A 20,487-nucleotide genomic window follows, 5' to 3' on the forward strand; every position below is an offset into this window, starting at 1 on the left:
AACCTAATTATCTTAGTAAAATCATATTTTTTGATTAGTAGCAACAAACCTCTGTTTTTCAGGGGTTTTGTTTTTTTACCTCAGCGGCTCCTTTAAGTACTTTTTCTTTAAGTCCTTCTTTGTAAAAGATTATTTTGTCTAGTACACATTTATCTGCACTTCCTATAATTTGCGCAGCCAGTATTCCTGCATTTTTAGCCCCGTTAAGCGCAACTGTGGCAACGGGCACACCGCCAGGCATTTGTAAAATAGAGAGTACAGAGTCCCAGCCGTCTATGGAGTTACTGCTTTTTACAGGTACGCCTATTACAGGAAGAGGAGAAAGAGATGCGATCATACCGGGAAGGTGAGCGGCACCTCCGGCTCCGGCAATAATTACTGAAATTCCTCTGGTATGGGCCTGTTTCCCAAAATCAAACATTTTCTCAGGAGTACGATGTGCAGATACAATATCGACTTCTACCTCAATATCAAATGTTTTTAGTACCTCTATGGCATCCTGCATAACGGGGAGATCACTGGTACTTCCCATAATAATGGCAACTTTACTCATAATTTCTGGGTTTATCCGGAAATTTCCGGTTTTTGTTCTTTACTTGTTTTCAGGGGTACTATCAGATATTACCCGAATGGTGTTTTTTACTTTTTCGGCAGTTGTACGAGCCTCGTTCATATTCTCATTAACAATAGTTACATGACCCATTTTCCGGAATGGGCGGGTTTCTTTTTTTCCATAAATATGGGGAGTAACCCCTTTAAGAGTGAGTATCTGCTCCATATTTTCATAAACTACGGGGCCCGTGTGTCCTTCACTGCCCACAAGGTTTACCATAACCCCCTGTACTTTGCTCTCGGTTTTTCCCAACGGCAGGTTTAAAACAGCCCGTAAATGCTGCTCAAACTGGTTTGTATATGATGCTTCAATACTGTAATGCCCGCTGTTATGGGGTCTGGGAGCCACTTCATTTACCAATATTTTGTGGTCTTTGGTAAGAAACATTTCAACAGCAAGAAGCCCCACATGTTTTAATGCATTTGATACTTTTAGGGCGATGATCTGTGCCCTTTCGGCTATTTTTTTGTCTATTCTGGCAGGACATATTACATATTCTACCTGATTTGCCTCGGGGTGAAATTCCATCTCTACTACAGGATAGGTACTCACATGCCCTTGTTCATTTCGCGCTACAATTACGGCCAGTTCACTTTCAAAAGGAATAAGGGTTTCGGTGATACATTCTACATTGGGTAATCCTTCAAGATCGGAATAGGTTTTAACGATTTTCACTCCCTGTCCGTCATATCCAAATTGTGTACTTTTCCATACAAAAGGAAAAGCGAGGGCTTCATTTTTAATAGCAGTTTCAATACCATTGGTATAGGCAAAACGTGTGAAAGGGGCCGTAGGAATATCGTTGTCTATATAAAATAGCTTTTGCTTGGCTTTATTTTGTATAATTCGCAGTGTGTTTGAAGAGGGGTACACCTGTAAACCTTCTGATTCCAGTTTTTCAAGTGCTGCCACATTTACATGTTCTATCTCAATGGTGAGTACATCGGCTTTTTTGCCAAATTCATAAACCGTTTTGAAGTCCATGAGGTCTCCCTGAAAAAATTCGTTGCAGGCAATTTTACACGGTGCATCCGGGGAGGGGTCCATAACCAGAGTATATACATCAAATTTTCGGGTTTCGTACAACAGCATTTTTCCCAATTGTCCGCCTCCAAGAATTCCCAATTTAAAATCGGAAGAAAAATAATTCATCTGTTCAAAGTATTTAGTTTAAATACGGTATAAAAGTAAGGTATATTACGGTATTTGCCATCTAAAAATTAGGATACTTCACAGAAAAGACCAGTAAAGATACAACCAATAGTTACTCTTTTTATACCTGGGGAATATGGATGTTTAAGGAGTTTAAAGCATAGGGTTCTCACATGTAATTACTATCTTTGCGGTTTTAATTTACCAAGCAGGTGATAAAACTTCATGATACATACTTCACGCCTTTTATTAAAAGTGATGAGATTGACAAAGCAGTAAAGCGGGTTGCTCTGGAAATTGCTGATGACTTTAAAGATGAGGTTCCTATTTTTGTTTGTGTACTTAACGGGGCCTTTATGTTTATGTCAGACCTGCTTAAAAATTACCCCTATCCCTGTGAGGTAAGTTTTGTAAAACTAAGTTCGTATAAAGGATTGTCTTCTACCGGAATTGTAAAAACGTTGCTGGATGTGTCAGATAGTGTGGAAGGACGCAGTGTCATTATAGTTGAAGATATAATTGATACAGGAAGAACACTCAAAGAACTCATTCATCTGTTTTCAGACAGTAATGTAAAAAAGTTTAGGGTGGCTTCTATGTTTTACAAAGCAGATGTTTATAATGGTGAATATAATATTGATTATATAGGCATTACTATTCCTAATAAGTTTATTGTAGGTTACGGACTGGATTATGACGAGTTGGGAAGGAATTTGCCGGAAGTGTATCAAATAAAACAAAAAACACATATGATAAACCTTGTACTTTTTGGAAAACCCGGAGCCGGTAAAGGCACACAAGCGGCCTATTTAAAAGAAGCATATAACCTAGTGCATATATCTACAGGAGATGTGTTTCGATATAATATCAAAAACGGAACAGAGCTAGGTAAAAAGGCCAAGGAGTATATAGACAGAGGAGATCTGGTACCTGATCAGGTTACCATAGGAATGCTGGAAGATGAAGTGCTAAAGAACAAAGATGCCGGGGGTTTTATTTTTGATGGTTTTCCAAGAACACGGGCACAGGCACAGGCATTGGATGACCTTCTGGAGTCCCGGGATATGAAAGTAAATGCTACCATTGCACTGGAAGCGGACGATGAGATACTGATGAAACGTTTACTGGAACGCGGAAAAGTAAGTGGGCGAAGTGATGACCAGGATGAACATAAAATACGAAATCGTTTTGAAGAGTATTTAGTTAAAACGGCTCCTTTGGCAGCTTATTACAAAGAACAGGATAAGTTTTACAGTGTGAACGGAGTGGGATCTGTAGAAGAGATTACAGATAAGCTCAAATCTATTGTAGAAGACCTTTGACACTGATATCTTAACTTCAATATTTTTTATTTAAACACCAAATACCTGATTCATGACGGAGGGTAATTTTGTAGATTATGTAAAGATTCATATTGCATCCGGAAAAGGAGGGCAGGGATCTACGCACCTTCATCGTGAAAAATATGTTGCCAAAGGAGGCCCTGACGGAGGTGATGGTGGCCGGGGTGGGCATGTCATCATTCGGGGTAAAAAGAACCTTTGGACGCTCTATCATTTTAAATTCAAAAAGCATTTCAAGGCAGGACATGGAGAAAGTGGTAGTAAAAACCGAAGCAGTGGTGCAGGTGGTGAAGATGTGTATGTAGAGGTACCTTTGGGAACGGTTGTGAAAGATACTGATACAGGCAGGGTACTTTTTGAAATTACCAGTGAGGGAGAAGAAAAAGTATTGGCCCAGGGCGGAAAAGGAGGATTGGGAAACTGGCATTTTAAGAGTGCTACTAACCAAACGCCCCGGTATGCACAACCGGGATTACCCGGAGAGGAAAAGAATATAACCCTTGAACTTAAAGTACTGGCCGATGTAGGCCTCGTAGGCTTACCCAACGCAGGAAAATCAACCTTATTGTCTGTAGTTACATCTGCTAAACCCAAAATAGCTAACTATGAGTTCACTACCCTAAAACCAAATCTGGGCATTGTTGAGTACCGAGATTTCAAGACATTTGTCATGGCAGATATACCCGGTATTATTGAAGGTGCTGCTGAAGGCAAGGGCCTGGGGCATTATTTTCTAAGACATATTGAACGCAATGCAGTGTTACTGTTCCTAATACCCGCAGATAGCCCTGATATTTCAAAAGAATATGAGGTTTTATTAAACGAACTGCGAAAGTATAATCCTGAATTGTTGGATAAGGGCCGGCTGATAGCAATCTCAAAAAGTGATATGCTTGATAATGAATTGAAAGAAGAGATGAAAGTGTTACTGGATGAAGACCTTGATGTTCCTTATCTTTTTATTTCGTCTGTCGCACAACAGGGACTCACAGAATTGAAAGATCGCCTCTGGCAACTTTTAGCTCCGGTGGAAGAAAACTAGTTACTGCCCTCACGGTTATACCCTTCATTACCACACGCATATTTTTGCCTTTGTAAAAACGTCGCCTTTGCATAGTTTTGATTAATTTAGATGATAAAATTGAGAAGATGAGACTATTGCCGTTTCTTTTAGTATTGTTTTTCGTGTCCTGTTCTTCCCCCAGAGTAGTGTTTGATTATGACAAAAAGGTAGATTTTACCAATTATAGGTCTTACAATTATTACCCTGATATGGAAACAGGAATGAACCAATTAGATGATAAACGTTTGGTAAGGAGTATGGATTCTATATTACAGGAAAGAGGATTTTCCAGGGTAAAAGATCCGGACATATATATCAATATAATAAGCGAGGAATATGAAAGTCAGAACCCTGCATCTATTGGTATTGGTTTAGGCAGTGGCGGAAGAAACTCCGGGATAGGTGTCTCGGGAGGTATTCCTGTTGGGAGCGTTTCTCTTACGCAGGAACTGGTATTTGATATTATTGATGTAAAACGAAATGAGCTTTTATGGCAAGCTACTGCCAAAAGTAAGGTTAGCAAGACCTATACGCCTTTACAGAGAGAAAAGTATTTCAGGAGTATTGTAGAGAAAGTTTTTAACCAGTTCCCTCCAAAAAATTGAAAGGCTGCCGGTACTTTTTTCCCGGCAGCTTTCTGGTTTACTCGTTGGGGGGTAACGAATAATCAATAGGTTACTCTACGTTAAGAATAACAAACTCACTTCTCCTATTTAATTCGTGTTGTTCCTGTGAACAATTGTTTTCTTCGCAACCTATTAAGGGTCTCCTTTTTCCGTAACCTTTGGCCGACACACGATCTGGAGTGATTCCCTGTGAAATAATATAGTTACGGGTACTATTAGCACGTTTTTCAGAGAGTTGATCATTATAAGCATCGGTACCTCTTTGGTCGGTATGGGAACCAATAGTTATTTTCATTTTAGGATATTGTTTCATTTTTTGCACTACACTATTCAGTATGGTCTTAGCGTCATCCCTAATGTCCCATTTATCAAAATCAAAATAAATATTATCTACTTTGATCAGGAGTTTTTCTTCTACTTTTACCAGGTCATTATCTACCTGATCATATGAGGTAAGTTCAAAATTCTTTCTGTTAACCACGTTTCTGCGGTCATCCAGGGTTAAGGTATCTGTTGCTTTCAGGTAGTTTGATTTCTCAATCTGTAACACGTAGGTATTAGCTGCATTTACCTTGAGACGATAGAGTCCCTGCCGGTCGGTCATAATTTTGTTCACGGTGGTACTGTCTGCACCTGTTACGGTAATAGAAGCACCGGCAATAGGTTTCCCGGTGTCATTTTCACTTACGATTCCTTCAACGGTTTGAACAGGTGTAATAAATGGCAGGTCTTTTATCTCTTTAATACGATAGATGTCATCATCACCTTTGCCACCAGGTCTGTTGGAGGCCATGTACCCTATGCTATTTTCCTCATTTATGTAAAATGAAAAATCGTCATATCCGCTGTTTACGGGAAGTCCGATGTTTATGGGTTTTTGATAGCCCTCAGTATTAGGAGCGCTTACAAAGATATCGAGTAGGCCAAAACCGGCATGGCCGTCTGAGGAAAAATACAGCAGGTTACTTTCTGAAATGAAGGGGAACTGCTCTCTTTTGGATGTATTTACATGGGGCCCGACGTTTACAGGTTTTCCAAAGGTACCATCTTTAAGGATCTCTACGGCAAAAATATCAAAGGAACCAAAAGATCCCGGCATGTCTGATGCAAAGAATAAATATTTTTCATCCGGAGACAGCGCCGGGTGCTCTACAGAATAGGTTTCACTGTTAAAAGGTAGTGGTTCGATATTGCTCCACTCACCGTCTATAAGTATGGCTTTGTATATTTGAAGATGTGCAATTTTTTCTTCATCTTCTCTTTTGCTGTTTCTGGTAAAATAAACCGTTTTTCCATCTTTTGTAAACACGGCATTCGATTCGTGAAGGCCGGTGTTTATTTGTTCGGAAAAACCGGAGCTAATACTGTCGGTTGCAATTCGTTCACTCGCTTCAATGATATACAGATCGAGATACGGTTGGTTGTTCCACTTAAAACTCTTTGACAAAAAGCCCGTTTTTTTTGTGGGGGTTGTGTACACTATGGACCTTCCATAGGGAAAGGCACCAAAATCTGAAAAAGACGTATTGATGGCAAGATTGGTTATTTCAAAACGATTGCCTAAAGCTTCTACTTGATCAAGCAGAGCCCATTCTTCCCGAAAGGTCTCTGTCAGGTTATTTTGATCTGCATATATTTGCATCCACTTTCGGGCTTCTGCTTTTTCACCCTGTGCCAGTAAAGTGTGTGCATAACGAAAATAATAGTCACTATCTATTTTGTCCTTATAACGGTCAGTAAGTATTTTATAATAAGATAAAGCATTCTCCATATCACCGGTATAATAGTAACTATCAGCCAGTCTTTTCAGTATATATGGGCTTTTATTTTTTGCGAGGGCATCAATATACAGAGGTATCGCTTTGCTGTAAAAGGTTCTTTCAAAATATCTGTCGGCTCTTAAGGTGTTGCTGCTTTGTGCACTGGCCAATACACAAGAAAAAAGTGATATAAATAGAAATATTTTTTTCATGATGTCATATTTAAAAGAATCTTGGCGACTTGTTATATCCTCTGCTCAATCCCAGCAGATCCAGATCAAAAAGAAGGAACACTTCGTGTGTACCCGAATTGAAATCTCCCAGATTGGTGGTAGTATAGTCATAGGCATATCCTATTCTTAAACCGGGAGTTACTTTTACGTTAAATAAAGCACTTACGGCATCATCCAGACGGTATGAAAGACCTGCTTCAAATTTTTCATTAAAGAGTACATTGGCTGAGATATCAAGTGATAAAGGTGCTCCAGATACGGCTCTCGTCATGAAAGAGGGCTTAAATTTAAGCTGGCTGTTAATATCAAAAACATACCCACCGGTAAAAAATACGTGAATATTTTCAGCTCCCAGCCTGCGTATCCCGTTTTCTCTGTCAAGGTGTTTATTATTAAAAAAGTTAGGTGCCGATAGCCCCAGATAAAAACGGTCGTTGTAGAGAAAGGCACCTGCACCAAGATTAGGAAAGGTTTCACTAACATTTTGAGCAAAGGCAGGGTCTGTTGAAAAATCTCCGGAGTTGAGTTGTACATCATCAAACCTCGTGTTGAAAAGGGTAACTCCTGCTTTTACTCCCAGAGACAGGTAAGTAAACTGGTTTATCTGCAATACATAGGCAAAGTCACCATAAATATTATCTTCATTCACCAGGCCATCCCCAATTTCGTCATGAACTACGGAGATTCCCACTTCAATACGTTCATTTAAAGGGGTATGTGCAAAAAAGGTAGCGGTTTTAGGTGCACCTACGGCACCTACCCACTGAGACCTGTAAAGAGCTCCCATATTTATCACACCGGCATCTGCTGTGGCATAAGCCGGGTTAATAACGCTCATGTTGTACATATATTGAGTGTACACAGGATCTTGCTGACCAAAAGCTTTGTAACTCACAACAGCGACCATGAAAAGCAGGCATACAAGATCTTTTATGTTTCTTTTTTTGAAAGTCATTTTTCGGTTCTTTTATCTGTTTAGATATAGCCTTCCCTGTTTGGGGGCGAGGTTATCTCTGTTGAAGTTAATTATGTAGAAATATACACCGTTAGGAAGGATATTGTTACCTACGGTCCTGCTTTGGTTGGAGGTGCCATCCCAATGCGGAGTATCCCGGTTGCCCTGATATACCAGATTGCCATAACGATTATAGATCTCTATGGTGTAATCAGGAAAAAGAAATTCAATATCGTTTAGTTCATAAGTATCATTAAGGTTATCGCCATTTGGAGAAAACCCATCCGGAATAAAAAGAGTAAACTCATCTGGGTCACAATTGGTTAGATCTACTATGACCGGGAGCCGGTCTGAGCTTTCGCAACCGGTACCTGAATTAAAAACGGCTGCATAATAGGTTTCATTCTGTACCAACAAAGTAGTAAGACTCAATACATTTCCACCTTCGGGTGCATCGTACCACAGGATGGAAAGGGAGTTGTCAAAAATAACATTTGCTTCAAGGTCACTCAATGTAGGATCGCTTATCCCACAGAAATTGGCACCGTCAGGTACGAGGGTAGGTGCGGGATCATTATTTACGATTACTGATATGGCTACCCGTGTAGTACTAAAACAACCATTGGCATCTTGTTCTGCCGCATAGTAAGTACCGGTAACTAAAGGATCGGAGCTGTTATATGCCAGTCCGTTTTGAAGTGAATCAAACCATACCGGATTGGTTCCCTGGTCAATAAAGTTATTAAGATCACCTACTACAGGACTGTCAATAAGACAAAAACCGGCTGTAGTGGTGGTAAGGGTGGGTACAGGTGGATTGTTTATACTCACGGTAACGGCCAACCGATTAGTACTTTCACAACCTGAAGAAGTATCGGTTTCTGTGACGTAGTAAGTTGTACCGTCAATTAAAGGATCGCCGGGAGACAAAGTATTCCCGCCATTTTGTGCATCATATACGGTGATGGTACCATTGGTCTCAGCATTTATATTGTTAATAAGGTCTGCAATAGTGGGATCATTGGTTTCACAAAATACCTCACCATTACTGTTAAGAGTGGGGTTAGGGTTGCTAATAGATACCTCTACGGTGGCTACAGCATCTGCGCAGGTGCCTGCTCCGGGTACCGTATAGGTATAGGTACCTGTGGTATTAGAAGAAGGGATAAAGGTACCCTGGTCTCCATTTGTAAGAGTGTCGGGGCCCGTCCACGTACCCCCAGAATCTGCATTGGAACCCAGTAAGCTAAAAAGGTTAATGGCCGGGTCATCTCCACAAAAGGAAGCAGAGGTGCTAACTCCGGCATTGGGTGCGGTTGTGACAGAAACGTTTACCGTGGCGGTATCATTCCCGCATAAGGCACTTCCTGTTACGGTATAGGTATATATGCCCTGAGGGTCTGTTGCAGGATCAAAAATGCCACTGCCGCTGGTTAATGCCGGACTCCAAGAACCTCCGGTATCGGGGTTATCACCCAAAAGCGTAAAGAGGTCAACAGCAGCATCGTTACTACAAAGATCAACTGAACCATCAGTACCGGCATTAGGCGGGTCTATGTCAATGGTAACTGTTATGGTGGCAGTATCATCAGGACAGGCATTTTGCCCTTCTACGGTATAGGTAAAAGAAAAAGAACCTTCATTTAAAAGGGTAGGGTCCAGTGTTCCCAGATCACCATTGGTGAGTGTTACCGGGCCTGTCCAGGTACCTCCGTTATCTGGAGAGCCGCTTAAAAGGCTAAACAGGTTTACCGGTGTAGTTTCATTTTCGCAAAGGCCGAGGGTTCCGTCTTCTCCGGCATCTGGTGCCGTATCAAAACGTACTATAGTTCTGAAACGCCCTTCACTTTCACAGGGAAAAGAGGTTTGTGAGGCAAAATAGTCTTCGTTTTCTGTTAGAGGTAATGTTGGATCCAGGGGAGAAGTGGAGACCGCCGATTCATACCAGACAATCTCGGTACCGTTGGCAGTAAGGTCGGCAACAGTAAAAACAGTTGGGTTATCTGGATCGATACAGAAAAACTGCTCGGGATCTCCTGTTGGGGCTCCGGGATCAATAATGGTAACGGTTGTAGGCAGTCTGCGGCTAATACATCCGTTTTCTGTTTGTTGTGCCCAGTAGGTAGTGCCATTCACGAGCTGGGTAGATAGAGGGAGCAGGTTACCACCATTCTGAGAATCAAACCACTCAATGTTGAGTCCGTCTGCACTTAATTGAGCAATGGTGTTAACATCTGAAGAACACCTGGAAAGAGCCACATCTACATTGGTGGGAGGCAGTCCCTGAATAGTCACCAATACCTGAGCTCTGGTACCGCAACTGCCGGTGTTGTCATCGGCAAAATAAATTGTATTGTTCTGAAGGGGGGTGTTGGTTGAGAGTGGGGTACCTCCGGTAGCAGTTACGTACCAGGCAATACCACTTCCGTTGTCTGTTGCTGCCAGAGAAGATATTCTGGGAGAATCTGTATCGCAAAAAAACTGATTGTTGTCTGCCACGGTTGGGCATTGTGCTTTTGCAGTGTTGGGGGGGAGGAAAAGGGCGAGAATGAAAATAAAATTTCCAAAAGCCAGTTTCCAAGTTGTTCTTTTCATAAAGGTAATTTATTAATTACAAAAACTCGGATGAAGTACTTTTGGAAGGTAAAGAAGCAATAAATCGCCCGAATTACGGTTTTATTGTTGAAATTTTCGACAAAAAGCGTAAATTTTCGGATGAAATTGTCATAAAGTTTAATTTTATTTTAACAGAACATTAATATAACTTCACTCTTATTTTTTTCATTTTGCACGCCTGAGATAAGTAAATGTATGATGAAAAACGCAATTATTCTTTTCTGTTTGTTCCCGTTTTATTTTTTTGGCCAGGAGGCTTTGGTATCCCGGGCAGACGCTCTTATATCTGAGAAGAAATATGTACAGGCAGAAGCGGTTTTAAAGAAAGCGTTCCAGGATGGAAATGATAGCTCAGCTTTACTGGAAAAACTGGGAGATGTTTATGGTCATCAGAAAAATTGGGGAAAAGCAGCAGTTTACTATAAAAAATTAAGAGATCGTCACCCAGATGTGGCAAACTACCACTATAAATATGGTGGTGTTATAGGCATGAAAGCCCTTGAAAACAAATTAAAGGCTATTGGCCTCATCGGGGACATTAAATCTTCTTTTATCAAAGCTGCTGAGTTAGATCCTACACATATTGAAGCCAGGTGGGCCCTGGTGGAATTATATATGCAGTTACCGGGAGTTTTAGGTGGCAGTAAGAAAAAATCATTGAAATATGCTGAAGAACTGGAGGCACTTTCAAAGGTAGATGGCTTTTTAGCCAAGGGGTATATTTATGAGTACGATAATGAACCCGTGAAAGCAGAAGAATATTATAGAAATGCGGTAAGAGTAGGAGGGTCTGTTACCTGTTACGAAAAGTTAGCTACTCTTTATGAAAAGAAAACAGGAGAGCCCGATAAGGCTATTCAAACTATGGAAGAAGCGCAAAAAAAGCATAACCGTAACGCTTTGCACTATCAAATAGGAAAGGTGTGTGCCGATTATAATATTCAGTTAGATAAGGGCATACAGTGCCTAAATACGTATATTGAAAATTATTCGGTTAAGGACGGTGTTCCTGTAGAATGGGCCTATTATAGAATTGCACAAATATACAGGCACAAAGGCGATAAAGCCAATGCGCTTAAATGGGTGGACAAAGCTTTGGATAAACACCCCGGATTTGAAGAAGCTGCCAAAGAGAAAAAGCGCATCAGCACTATTTAGTATTTTATATTTAATCTTGTGTTACTTCGTTTTCCACTTTGCTTATACCAATTAAAATATCTTCATCCTCTTCCATTTCTCCTATAAAATTTATAAGGTCTGTGTGATTGTAAACTGAAGGATACAAATGTTCACCTATTATAAATGCCGGTGTAAACATGAGTTCGTTAGTAAAATTCTGATCTCTTTGCATTTTTAGAAGATTGTTTATACCCTCTGCATTCTTTTCATCTGGTTTTCCATATTCAGAAAACCAATTATCTATATTTTTATTGTTAAACCATGTGTCCATAGCTGTTAAGAGCCCTTCTTGTCCTTCATCACGATAAATTTCCACAAGACGTTGATGAATACCCAATGAATTTTCATCGGCGTTTTCAGGGTCAACGCTAAACCGTATATTAATACGAACATTTTTCCCGTATCGTTTAAGGATTTTGTGTACAGACTCATGAGCACCTTTACAATACCCGCAAAAGGGATTAGTAACCATACTAAGTTTTAAGGGGGCATCGGGATTTCCCAGTGCCAGGGTTGACTCTAATGTATGGTATTCTATTTGTCTTGAAGAAACCAGAGTGTTTTTAAACAGAGGATAATTTCTTTTGAAACGTACTGCTGCCATATTAGCTGATTTCAGATCAAAATATTCTTTAATATAAGGTTTCAGACCCATCCATACCATAAGAGAGGCAAGGTTTATCAAAACAAAAACAGAAATGGCCGTAGCCTGTACCGGGATACTCACGGGGGTGCCGGCCAGAAAAAGAAACAGTGCCTGTACATAGAGTGTACCGGCAATACCTAAACATATTGGGCACCACTTTTTAGCAATTCGGTATTGGTAGTAAAAAGAATATATGGTAACAGGAATAGCAATTAATAGACTTAATAGGGATAATTGTGCAAAGTATCCTGCCAATACTCCGGTTCCTATAAGAGCTATGTTGAGTAATTGAGCGGAAAAGAATGAAATACTTACATCGCTGAGCCCTATTACTCCCAAGAATTTGGCTTTTACTGAGGTGATAACCGATTCACAATCGGTAGTTGAGGAAACAGTACAAACTCCAGAGGTAAGTGTTTTGGTCATGCCAAACTCCTGCTTAAGAGCCTCAACTGCCAGGAAAATACCCAGAAAAGTAAAAAGAAAGAAGGAAGTAAAGGCCCAATTATTACTTAGTATAAATACTGCTATTAAAGCAGGGATCGCAAGAACAGGGAAAAGTATTCCGAAAGGGATTTTACTTTTTGTTTCCGATGTTTGTGTATCTTCTGTTTTTTCGGCAATGAGAATGATCCCTGTCCATTTTTTGGTAAAGGGTTCTTTGTCAAGATATTGCATGTTACCATCGTAATAATAACTAAAGCCGTTGCCTTCCCGCGATACGAAAGTAAGGTATTGCGATCCGTTTTTCGCATCGAGCAGCGCAATAAAATTATCAGGTAAAAGATCTATCTGATCTTTTGGTACCTGAGTGGCAACATTATCAATATTAAAAAAGCTTAAAGACTCACTAAACGAGAGAAGAGAAGGATAGTCGGGATGGGTTTCTGTCTGAAATTTATATTCTTCAAAATCAATAAGTATTTTTTCCTTTTTAAGATATCGAATCATAAATTCGAAAGGACTTGCATTTTTCATAGACTTTACAAATTAAAAGGGCAGATACCGAAATAATGTAAAACAGCTTGTATAGTGCCTGAAATGAATGGGTTTTTCAATACATTTGGTTATATACAATGTTTGACAGCCTCATTTATATACCTGAGAGGTTAAAAAAGTATTTAGCTGCCAATAAACAAAACCCACAGTTTCATATCTTTAAAAACATTACGAGATACATACCTTCTTAGAATTAAACTACATCTAATATATAGAAGATTTTTTACAAACTGACAGCTATTTTAGTTAATGTTTCTAAAAGGAAATCGCATGGGTTTTAGAAGTACAAAAGCAAAGAAACTGAATTTTGAATTTTTCTGTCTTTCAGTTTCTAGCATTTGTTCCAACATTCTGAGATGGACGTTACACATCCAAAATCTTTGCCGTTACAGGTACATTTAAAACTTCCTTCAGCGCAATCGGAATCAGCGTTTTCGGGGGCCAGCCCTATTTGGCGACCACCTGATATTTTACGCATTTCGTTTTTGGGAATACTGGTTCCTATGTTTTTAATGCTTATTTTTTTCATTTCTCAGTGTTTTAAAGTTTTTTACGTTTAATATGCTAGTCAGGTTACGAGTTTACAGTGGGAGGCTAGCATATTGAAAGGAGGAGCAATCTCCTCCTTTCATAAGCTTTGGTTAATTAGCACTTATTCCAGCAACTTTGGATAGAAGATACACATCCAAAATCTCTTCCGTTACAAGTACATTTGAATTGTCCTGAAGGACAACCGCCACCTGAACCTCCAGTAATTTTTCTCATGGCATCTTTGGAGATCACGTTTTTAACGTCTTTAATACTCAACTTTTTCATTTTAATTTTTATTAGAATTAGGCCTACTCTTTTAAAGGTTTTTCGGCAATCACCTAAAAGCTACGTAACTTATATTTTGAGTGCTATCACTTTTTTTGCTATTAAGTCATGTAAACGGTTGTTCATTAGCATAATGAAATCCCCTACCGTGTTTTCGGGGTTTTCCATATCTACGTATTGTAACATTTTGTCGAGAAATTCACTGTACCTGATTGGTTTTTCCAGTTCTTCCAGTATTACCTGGTCAATCTCATCAATAATATACTCTGAAGTGTGGCCGTCTATTTCGCATACCAGTACTACGCATGCATCACTTACCAGATCAACTTTTGTTGAATTATTAACCGCCAGTGGCGAGATTTTCTCCATAAAATCAACCTCTACCATGGCATTTTCCTGAAGCTTGTAGAGCAGAAAATCTTCTTTTTGTTCTGTAATTTTCAAAAATGTATGACATCCTATTTTGCTGGCAACATCTCTGCCAAGCAGGTAGGTAGAAGAAGGGGATTGATTTTTCACATAAGCGTTTAAGAATTCATTGTCTATTTGGTTAGGCATGGGAGCCACTATAGTTTTTTCCTGCTGAATGGCTACTTCATAAAAGGAGGAGAGGATCTCTTTATCTGATAGCTTTTTTAAAGAAAAGAGATTTTCGTTACCATTTAGGTAGGTGAATGTTTTTGGCATTAACTTCGAAAGTCTCTCAAGGTATTCCGGGTATTCATGAAGAATATAAGTTTCCATGTTTCTGCAGATATTCACATTTCTTTTGAAATCACCCAAAAGATGCAGATAAGTACGCCTTAACGGTACTTCCTCAAAAGCTCCCAGATCTTTATATCCGTAGCCACTGTCTTCTAATACTTTTTTAATCAGGCATCCCACTTCCCGGTTTTCTTTTTGAGCCAGACAATAAAACAAAAGTTGTTCAAAGAATATATTGAAGTTAAACCGGCATATTTTATCAAGTACGGGAGCGTTTTTATCTACAAAATCAAAGGCTTTCTTTACATATTCTTTAAAAAAAGCAATGTTGTTCCCGCCCGTAATCCCCATATTGTACATTTTGACGGTCTCTCCTTTATCAAATTCCTCCTGAATTTCTGGGGGATAAAAAAGAATATGTTTGTTAAGCCCCTCTAACATTTTTTTGTAGTGTTTGGTTTCCCTTTCCAGGTTTTGAGCGATAAGGGGAGATGTTAACAAGTCATCTGGAAATCGTTCCCAAACAAATACATCACCATCTACATGTAAAAACGGCTCGTCCTGAAGGCTGTATGTGTATATTTTAGGAAGGGCCCAGAGATCAGAATCGTAGGTGTTTAATTCATCAAGACCTACATGAACTTTGGTGTAGGGAAGCTTCAGTTTATTAATGAGTATATCGTATCCCTGTCTGTCGGTATAGAGTTCTACTTCATCATAATACTTGATAAGTTGATTACTGCTTAATATCCAACCAAGCCAATGATACTTGGGGGCTGCCCAGCCATAATAGGATCTCAGTGGATCTGGTTTTTTTCCCGACCAGAAAGTCTGTACTATCCTCATGATGCTTTTTTATACTATTAAAAAAATTATTTTCTTTCTTTTTTGAAAGAAAAGACCGCAATTTTGTAAAATTTAAATAACCTTCCAATATTTTAAGAATAATTTAATAATATTCTTAATCAAAATGTAGCTTTATACGTTTTAAAAGAAATAGTTACTTCCTGATCTTGCTTTTTATAGCTGGTATTTGTTATGAGTCTCGAATAAAAGTGATTCACAGAGAAAATAAAGTATGATATTCTATGTGTTTTGAATGTACGTATTACAAAGCATCGTCCTATATTTGCAGAGCAAAATGATCGTTATTTCATGAAAATCCATTTTATTTCAATTGGCGGAAGTGCCATGCACAATCTCGCACTGGCATTGCACGCTAAAGGATATATAATTACCGGAAGTGATGATACCATTTTTGAACCTTCCCGGTCACGCCTTTTAAAAGAGAACCTGCTACCTGAAGAAGAAGGGTGGTTTCCTGAAAAAATAAATGAAGATCTGGATGCAGTAATTGTAGGTATGCATGCACGTGCAGATAATTCTGAATTGCTGAAAGCCCAATCTATGGGGATTCGTGTTTTTTCTTACCCCGAGTTTATCTATGAACAATCGAAACATAAAACGAGGGTAGTTATTGGGGGAAGCCACGGTAAAACAACGATTACGTCTATGATACTCCATGTGATGAACTATCATGAGCGGGAAGTAGATTATCTGGTTGGCGCTCAATTAGATGGCTTTGATACTATGGTACACCTAACAGATGAAAATGATTTTATTGTATTGGAAGGAGATGAATATCTGGCATCTCCCATAGACCGAAGGCCCAAATTTCATTTGTACCAACCTAACATAGCACTTATAAGTGGCATAGCCTGGGATCATATTAATGTGTTCCCTACATTTGAAGATTATATAGATCAGTTTCGTATATTCACAGATAGCGTTGTACGCGGAGGTATTATGGTGTACAACCTGGAAGACGAGATCGTTAAAGAAGTAGTAGAGACTTCTCAGAATACGATTCGTAAACACGGGTATATTACCCATAACTATCGTATTGACAATGGACAAACGCTTATTGAAACTTCTGAAGGAGAACTTCCTGTTGAAATCTTTGGCAGACACAATCTAAATAATCTTTCCGGTGCAAAATGGATATGCCAGCACATGGGTATAGACGAAGCCGACTTTTACGAAGCTATAGGCTCATTTAGAGGAGCTGATAAACGACTTGAAAAAATAGCTGAAAACCCAAAAACGGTAATTTTTAAAGATTTTGCGCATGCGCCAAGCAAAGTGGGAGCTACCGTGAAAGCAGTCAGGCAGCAGTATCCTGATAAAAAACTACTGGCGTGTCTGGAGTTGCATACCTATAGCAGCCTTAACCACTCTTTTATTGACCAGTATTCGGGAATGCTTGACCAGGCAGATGAAGCAGTTGTTTTCTATACACCCGAAGCACTAAAAATTAAAAAGCTCGAAGCAATTACTCCGGAGCGTATTACCAGTGCTTTTTCAAGAAAGGATCTTACCGTCATAACAGATGCCCGGGGTTTTAAAACTTTTCTTTTAGAGTACCCGTTAGAAAATACAGTAGTATTGCTTATGAGTTCAGGAGACTACGGAGGTCTGGACTTTGATAACCTGAGATCGCTGCTATAATCATATTTTTCCGAATGAGAACCTGGCTGTGAAGCCTTTTCAGCTATGTATTAAACTGGGTTAGATGATGATCCAGATGTTTGTATTGCATTTTACCCCATTGCTCTGGTGTGAACTTCCCGAAAACAGAATGCACAGGCCAGTCTGTTTTTGTTCTTTGTTGGTGGAACAGTTCTATAAGTTCAAGTAGTTTTGCTTTTTCTTCAGCAAAGTCTTTGGCGTCACTAATCTTGAGTTCTTTGGCAGTGGGTAGGTTTTTCTTCCAGGGCTTGTCGTTATAAAGTGTTTTTTTGAAAAGAGAGAACATGAATTTTTTGAAACCGCTTATTTTGGATGTAAATACCCTATCGCCCAGAGAAATACGTAAAGGTACCTGACAATGTGCCAACATTTGAGATACTGTCATCTCTCCCCAGGAAGGCGTACTATTTTCCGACAATGTATCAATTCGGTTTTTTATCTCCTGTATATCAGTATCTTCAAAAAGTGATTTCATAAATAAAAATTAGAAGTTCTAAATTACAATAATTTTTATATCTTCCCTGATAAAAAAGTGAAGGAAAAAACGTCACATTATTCCATAAAAGACTGGCATGAAAGTGATAGGCCCAGAGAGAAACTCATGACCAAAGGGAGAAATGTTTTGACAGATGCCGAATTGCTGGCTATTCTTCTGGGTACCGGGAGTCCATCTGAAAGTGCGGTATCTCTGGCAAAACGTATTCTTCATTACACACAAAACAACTTAAATGAACTTGGGCGGCTCAGTATTGAGCAATTACAAGAATTTCGTGGTATAGGAGAGGCTAAAGCGGTTACCATTGCTGCAGCACTGGAGTTAGGAAGAAGACGAAGGTATGAGGTCTTACCCGAAAGAGAACAGATTAATTCGAGTAAAAAAGCTTTCGGACTTTTGTACCCCATATTAGGTGAATTACCTCATGAAGAATTTTGGATAATACATCTTAACAACTCTAATAAAGTGATACGGTACCTGCAATTGAGTAAAGGAGGGATTACGGGAACCTTGGTGGATGTACGGCTGGTACTTAAGCAGGCATTGGAGTTGAACGCCACTTCTTTAATAATGGCACATAATCACCCTTCAGGAACTTTAAAACCCAGTGATTCGGATAAAAAACTCACACTTAAAATAAAAACGGCTTGCGAGAGTCTGGATATTAAAGTGCTGGATCATATTATTATTGCTGAAAAAGCGTATTTTAGCTTTGCCGATTCAGGTATGCTCTAACTATCGGGTTATAACGGTATCCTGTAAAGGTTTATGTACTGTATGCTTTTAATCTACACTCATAAGATCACACCGCGTTTTGTCTATATCATGAAACATATCTTTGTACGTATGTTGGGTATAGACGTTACTTTTACTACTCGGGTAGAAGATTTTATAGCACATAGCGGCCCTAAGATAACTTATTCCAGACAGCCTTTACAAAAAGAATTTTTTATTCGCAGCCATGAATTATTATTTGAGCAGGGAATAACCGATCAGGAAGTTACGGTATATTCTTGGGATGGAACCCCCTGCTTCTTCCCGACCAATCAGCGAAGCGATATTCCCTACGATCTATTTGCGGCTAGTTTTTACATGTTGAGCCGTTATGAAGAATACCTTCCTCATGTAAAAGACAGTCATGGGCGTTATCCGGCCACGGAAAGTATGGCATTTAAAGAAGGTTTTCTGGAAAAGCCTGTGGTGGACATATGGATACAAAAACTGCGTTTGGCGCTTGAAGAACGTTTTCCCGAAGCTGTTTTCAGTCAAAATACGTTTTCTTTTGTTTCGCTGGTAGATGTGGCTATTTCACATTGTTTTAAACATCGCGGTATTATACGGTCCACAGGAGGCACACTCCTTGACTTTTTTACTTTTAAATGGAGGCGCATGTTTAAAAGGTTTGGTGTTTTATTAGGTCTCCAGAAAGATCCCTATGACAATTTTACAGATTTATTGGAGCTGCATAAAAGGTATGGTATCCCATCTGTTTTTTTTGTGCTGATAGCAGATTATTCACAGTACGACAAAAACATTTCCGTATTTAACCACCGTTTCAGATCATTGATCAAATCTATTGCAGATTATACTATTGTTTCACTCATGGCTTCTTATGATTCTTATGAAAACCTTGAAGTGTTGAAAAAGGGAAGATCAAGGCTCATACAGGTGATTAACCGTCCTGTAAAAAGAGCACGTCTTAGATACAACCGCGTTAATATACCCGAAACGTATAAGCTGTTAGTAGAGGCAGAGTTCAATGAGGATTATACTATGGGATATACACATTATCCCGGTTTCAGGGCCGGTACCTGTTCTCCTTTTTATTTTTATGACATTAGTTACGAAGTGCAGTTGCCGCTTAAAGTGAACCCGTTTTGTATTCAGGACTACTCCTTTATCAACCAGACATCGGTTTCTCAGATCATGGAAAAAATCACCACATTAGCAGAGGAAGTAAAAAAAGTAAATGGTACTTTTATGACAGTGTTTTCAAACGAAGTATTAGGCGGAAGTTCCGGGCCCCGGTATATAAAAGTGTATGAAGAACTTGTAAAGAAATTAGGAAGTGAAAGATAAAGTGACTGATATTTTTTTTGATCTTGACCATACCCTTTGGGATTTTGAAAAGAACTCTCAAAAAGCTTTTGAAAGTATTTTTGATGATTTTAACGTAAATCTCAGTATTTCTGATTTTCTGGAAATATATTCTCCTTTGAATTTTAAGTACTGGAAACTGTACAGAGAAGAGAAAATAAGCAAAGAGTTATTGAGATATAAACGCCTTAAAGACACTTTTGAAGCTTTAGATTTTCAGGCAGAAGATGATTTTATTTACTGGCTGTCAGACATCTATATTAAGAGGTTGCCGCAGGCAAACCATTTGCTCGAAAATGCAAAAACCGTTTTACAATACCTAAAACCCAGATATACGCTGCATATTATTACTAATGGCTTTGAAGAAATACAAGAAGTAAAATTGAGAAATACCCATATCCGGGAGTTTTTCTCAAAAGTGGTTAATTCGGAAATGGCGGGAGTTAAAAAACCAAACCCCTTTATTTTTGAACTGGCCCTTTCCAAAGCCAATGTGCCTCCCGAGAGGTCTGTAATGATAGGTGATAATCTGGAGGCTGATATTCTTGGAGCACGAAATGTGGGTATGCATACTATTCACCTCAACTCAAATAAGGAGCCTCTTCACGCGCATGGGGTGATTATTAATGATCTGATTGAAATTAAACAGTATCTTTAAA

Annotated in this window: 18 protein-coding genes; 8 read left to right on the plus strand and 10 right to left on the minus strand. The window is 39.2% G+C overall.

Going from position 1 to position 20,487, the window contains the following annotated elements; genetic code table 11:
* Positions 1-58: 58 nt before the first annotated feature.
* Positions 59-553, minus strand: a complete 495-nt coding sequence (purE, locus tag WAO84_RS02850; protein ID WP_340063521.1) for a 5-(carboxyamino)imidazole ribonucleotide mutase — start codon at positions 551-553, stop codon at positions 59-61.
* Positions 554-592: 39 nt separating this feature from the next.
* Complete coding sequence (locus WAO84_RS02855) at positions 593-1,765, minus strand: 5-(carboxyamino)imidazole ribonucleotide synthase (RefSeq protein WP_340063522.1); 1,173 nt, start codon at positions 1,763-1,765, stop codon at positions 593-595.
* 212 nt (positions 1,766-1,977) lie between these two features.
* On the opposite strand from WAO84_RS02855, the gene WAO84_RS02860 reads away from it, so the two are divergent.
* From WAO84_RS02860 to WAO84_RS02870, 3 genes are all read left to right on the plus strand, one after another.
* Positions 1,978-3,087: an adenylate kinase gene (locus WAO84_RS02860; RefSeq protein WP_340063523.1), complete on the plus strand. Its 1,110-nt coding sequence runs from the start codon at positions 1,978-1,980 to the stop codon at positions 3,085-3,087.
* A 52-nt stretch (positions 3,088-3,139) separates the two neighbouring features.
* Complete coding sequence (gene obgE / locus WAO84_RS02865; RefSeq protein ID WP_340063524.1) at positions 3,140-4,150, plus strand: GTPase ObgE; 1,011 nt, start codon at positions 3,140-3,142, stop codon at positions 4,148-4,150.
* A 107-nt stretch (positions 4,151-4,257) separates the two neighbouring features.
* A complete protein-coding gene (locus WAO84_RS02870) occupies positions 4,258-4,776 on the plus strand; it encodes a DUF4136 domain-containing protein (protein WP_340063525.1) in 519 nt (172 codons plus the stop codon).
* Between the two features lie 70 nt (positions 4,777-4,846).
* Here the strand turns inward: WAO84_RS02870 and WAO84_RS02875 are convergent, their stop codons facing one another.
* From WAO84_RS02875 to WAO84_RS02885, 3 genes are read right to left on the minus strand one after another with little or no spacing between them, the layout of a single operon-like run.
* On the minus strand, positions 4,847-6,769 hold the full coding sequence (locus WAO84_RS02875) for an OmpA family protein (protein WP_340063526.1): 1,923 nt from the start codon (positions 6,767-6,769) through the stop codon (positions 4,847-4,849).
* A gap of 10 nt (positions 6,770-6,779) precedes the next feature.
* Positions 6,780-7,745 carry a PorP/SprF family type IX secretion system membrane protein gene (locus WAO84_RS02880; RefSeq protein WP_340063527.1) on the minus strand — a complete coding sequence of 322 codons (966 nt, stop codon included), beginning with the start codon at positions 7,743-7,745 and terminating at the stop codon, positions 6,780-6,782.
* 12 nt (positions 7,746-7,757) lie between these two features.
* On the minus strand, positions 7,758-10,340 hold the full coding sequence (locus tag WAO84_RS02885; protein ID WP_340063528.1) for an Ig-like domain-containing protein: 2,583 nt from the start codon (positions 10,338-10,340) through the stop codon (positions 7,758-7,760).
* A gap of 216 nt (positions 10,341-10,556) precedes the next feature.
* Between WAO84_RS02885 and WAO84_RS02890 the strand changes: the two genes are divergently transcribed.
* Positions 10,557-11,519 carry a tetratricopeptide repeat protein gene (locus tag WAO84_RS02890; protein WP_340063529.1) on the plus strand — a complete coding sequence of 321 codons (963 nt, stop codon included), beginning with the start codon at positions 10,557-10,559 and terminating at the stop codon, positions 11,517-11,519.
* A 10-nt stretch (positions 11,520-11,529) separates the two neighbouring features.
* On the opposite strand, the gene WAO84_RS02895 is transcribed toward WAO84_RS02890, so the two are convergent.
* From WAO84_RS02895 to WAO84_RS02910, 4 genes are all read right to left on the minus strand, one after another.
* A complete protein-coding gene (locus tag WAO84_RS02895) occupies positions 11,530-13,164 on the minus strand; it encodes a vitamin K epoxide reductase family protein (RefSeq protein ID WP_340063530.1) in 1,635 nt (544 codons plus the stop codon).
* Positions 13,165-13,516: 352 nt separating this feature from the next.
* On the minus strand, positions 13,517-13,714 hold the full coding sequence (locus WAO84_RS02900) for a hypothetical protein (RefSeq protein WP_340063531.1): 198 nt from the start codon (positions 13,712-13,714) through the stop codon (positions 13,517-13,519).
* Positions 13,715-13,830: 116 nt separating this feature from the next.
* The gene (locus WAO84_RS02905) at positions 13,831-14,001 is read right to left on the minus strand and encodes a hypothetical protein (protein WP_340063532.1); all 171 of its coding nucleotides are present in this window, start codon (positions 13,999-14,001) and stop codon (positions 13,831-13,833) included.
* Positions 14,002-14,070: 69 nt separating this feature from the next.
* Positions 14,071-15,552: a DUF6734 family protein gene (locus tag WAO84_RS02910; protein WP_340063533.1), complete on the minus strand. Its 1,482-nt coding sequence runs from the start codon at positions 15,550-15,552 to the stop codon at positions 14,071-14,073.
* Positions 15,553-15,861: 309 nt separating this feature from the next.
* On the opposite strand from WAO84_RS02910, the gene WAO84_RS02915 reads away from it, so the two are divergent.
* A complete protein-coding gene (locus WAO84_RS02915; RefSeq protein WP_340063534.1) occupies positions 15,862-17,214 on the plus strand; it encodes a UDP-N-acetylmuramate--L-alanine ligase in 1,353 nt (450 codons plus the stop codon).
* A 43-nt stretch (positions 17,215-17,257) separates the two neighbouring features.
* Here WAO84_RS02915 and WAO84_RS02920 read toward each other — a convergent pair whose 3' ends face one another.
* The gene (locus WAO84_RS02920) at positions 17,258-17,710 is read right to left on the minus strand and encodes a DUF1569 domain-containing protein (protein WP_340063535.1); all 453 of its coding nucleotides are present in this window, start codon (positions 17,708-17,710) and stop codon (positions 17,258-17,260) included.
* 57 nt (positions 17,711-17,767) lie between these two features.
* Between WAO84_RS02920 and radC the strand changes: the two genes are divergently transcribed.
* The 3 genes from radC to WAO84_RS02935 are packed head-to-tail and all read left to right on the plus strand — an operon-like array spanning position 17,768 to position 20,486.
* Positions 17,768-18,466 (plus strand): RadC family protein, encoded by a 699-nt coding sequence (gene radC, locus WAO84_RS02925; RefSeq protein WP_340063536.1) that lies wholly within the window; start codon positions 17,768-17,770, stop codon positions 18,464-18,466.
* Between the two features lie 42 nt (positions 18,467-18,508).
* Positions 18,509-19,810, plus strand: coding sequence for a polysaccharide deacetylase family protein (locus tag WAO84_RS02930; RefSeq protein WP_479686283.1), 1,302 nt, complete (start codon positions 18,509-18,511; stop codon positions 19,808-19,810).
* Complete coding sequence (locus WAO84_RS02935) at positions 19,800-20,486, plus strand: YjjG family noncanonical pyrimidine nucleotidase (protein ID WP_340063538.1); 687 nt, start codon at positions 19,800-19,802, stop codon at positions 20,484-20,486. The genes WAO84_RS02930 and WAO84_RS02935 overlap by 11 nt, the downstream gene beginning before the upstream one ends.
* The last annotated feature ends 1 nt before the right edge of the window (position 20,487 follow it).

It is taken from the genome of Ascidiimonas aurantiaca (assembly GCF_037646345.1).
Lineage (GTDB): Bacteria > Bacteroidota > Bacteroidia > Flavobacteriales > Flavobacteriaceae > Ascidiimonas > Ascidiimonas aurantiaca.

What these genes read in the sequence shown, in the direction of transcription:
- purE (WP_340063521.1), bottom strand. Translation starts at nt 553, where the DNA reads ATGAGTAAAGTTGCCATTATTATGGGAAGTACCAGTGATCTCCCCGTT.
- WAO84_RS02855 (WP_340063522.1), bottom strand. Translation starts at nt 1,765, where the DNA reads ATGAATTATTTTTCTTCCGATTTTAAATTGGGAATTCTTGGAGGCGGA.
- obgE (WP_340063524.1), top strand. Translation starts at nt 3,140, where the DNA reads ATGACGGAGGGTAATTTTGTAGATTATGTAAAGATTCATATTGCATCC.
- WAO84_RS02870 (WP_340063525.1), top strand. Translation starts at nt 4,258, where the DNA reads ATGAGACTATTGCCGTTTCTTTTAGTATTGTTTTTCGTGTCCTGTTCT.
- WAO84_RS02875 (WP_340063526.1), bottom strand. Translation starts at nt 6,769, where the DNA reads ATGAAAAAAATATTTCTATTTATATCACTTTTTTCTTGTGTATTGGCC.
- WAO84_RS02880 (WP_340063527.1), bottom strand. Translation starts at nt 7,745, where the DNA reads ATGACTTTCAAAAAAAGAAACATAAAAGATCTTGTATGCCTGCTTTTC.
- WAO84_RS02885 (WP_340063528.1), bottom strand. Translation starts at nt 10,340, where the DNA reads ATGAAAAGAACAACTTGGAAACTGGCTTTTGGAAATTTTATTTTCATT.
- WAO84_RS02890 (WP_340063529.1), top strand. Translation starts at nt 10,557, where the DNA reads ATGATGAAAAACGCAATTATTCTTTTCTGTTTGTTCCCGTTTTATTTT.
- WAO84_RS02895 (WP_340063530.1), bottom strand. Translation starts at nt 13,164, where the DNA reads ATGAAAAATGCAAGTCCTTTCGAATTTATGATTCGATATCTTAAAAAG.
- WAO84_RS02900 (WP_340063531.1), bottom strand. Translation starts at nt 13,714, where the DNA reads ATGAAAAAAATAAGCATTAAAAACATAGGAACCAGTATTCCCAAAAAC.
- WAO84_RS02905 (WP_340063532.1), bottom strand. Translation starts at nt 14,001, where the DNA reads ATGAAAAAGTTGAGTATTAAAGACGTTAAAAACGTGATCTCCAAAGAT.
- WAO84_RS02910 (WP_340063533.1), bottom strand. Translation starts at nt 15,552, where the DNA reads ATGAGGATAGTACAGACTTTCTGGTCGGGAAAAAAACCAGATCCACTG.
- WAO84_RS02915 (WP_340063534.1), top strand. Translation starts at nt 15,862, where the DNA reads ATGAAAATCCATTTTATTTCAATTGGCGGAAGTGCCATGCACAATCTC.
- WAO84_RS02920 (WP_340063535.1), bottom strand. Translation starts at nt 17,710, where the DNA reads ATGAAATCACTTTTTGAAGATACTGATATACAGGAGATAAAAAACCGA.
- WAO84_RS02930 (WP_479686283.1), top strand. Translation starts at nt 18,509, where the DNA reads ATGCTTTTAATCTACACTCATAAGATCACACCGCGTTTTGTCTATATC.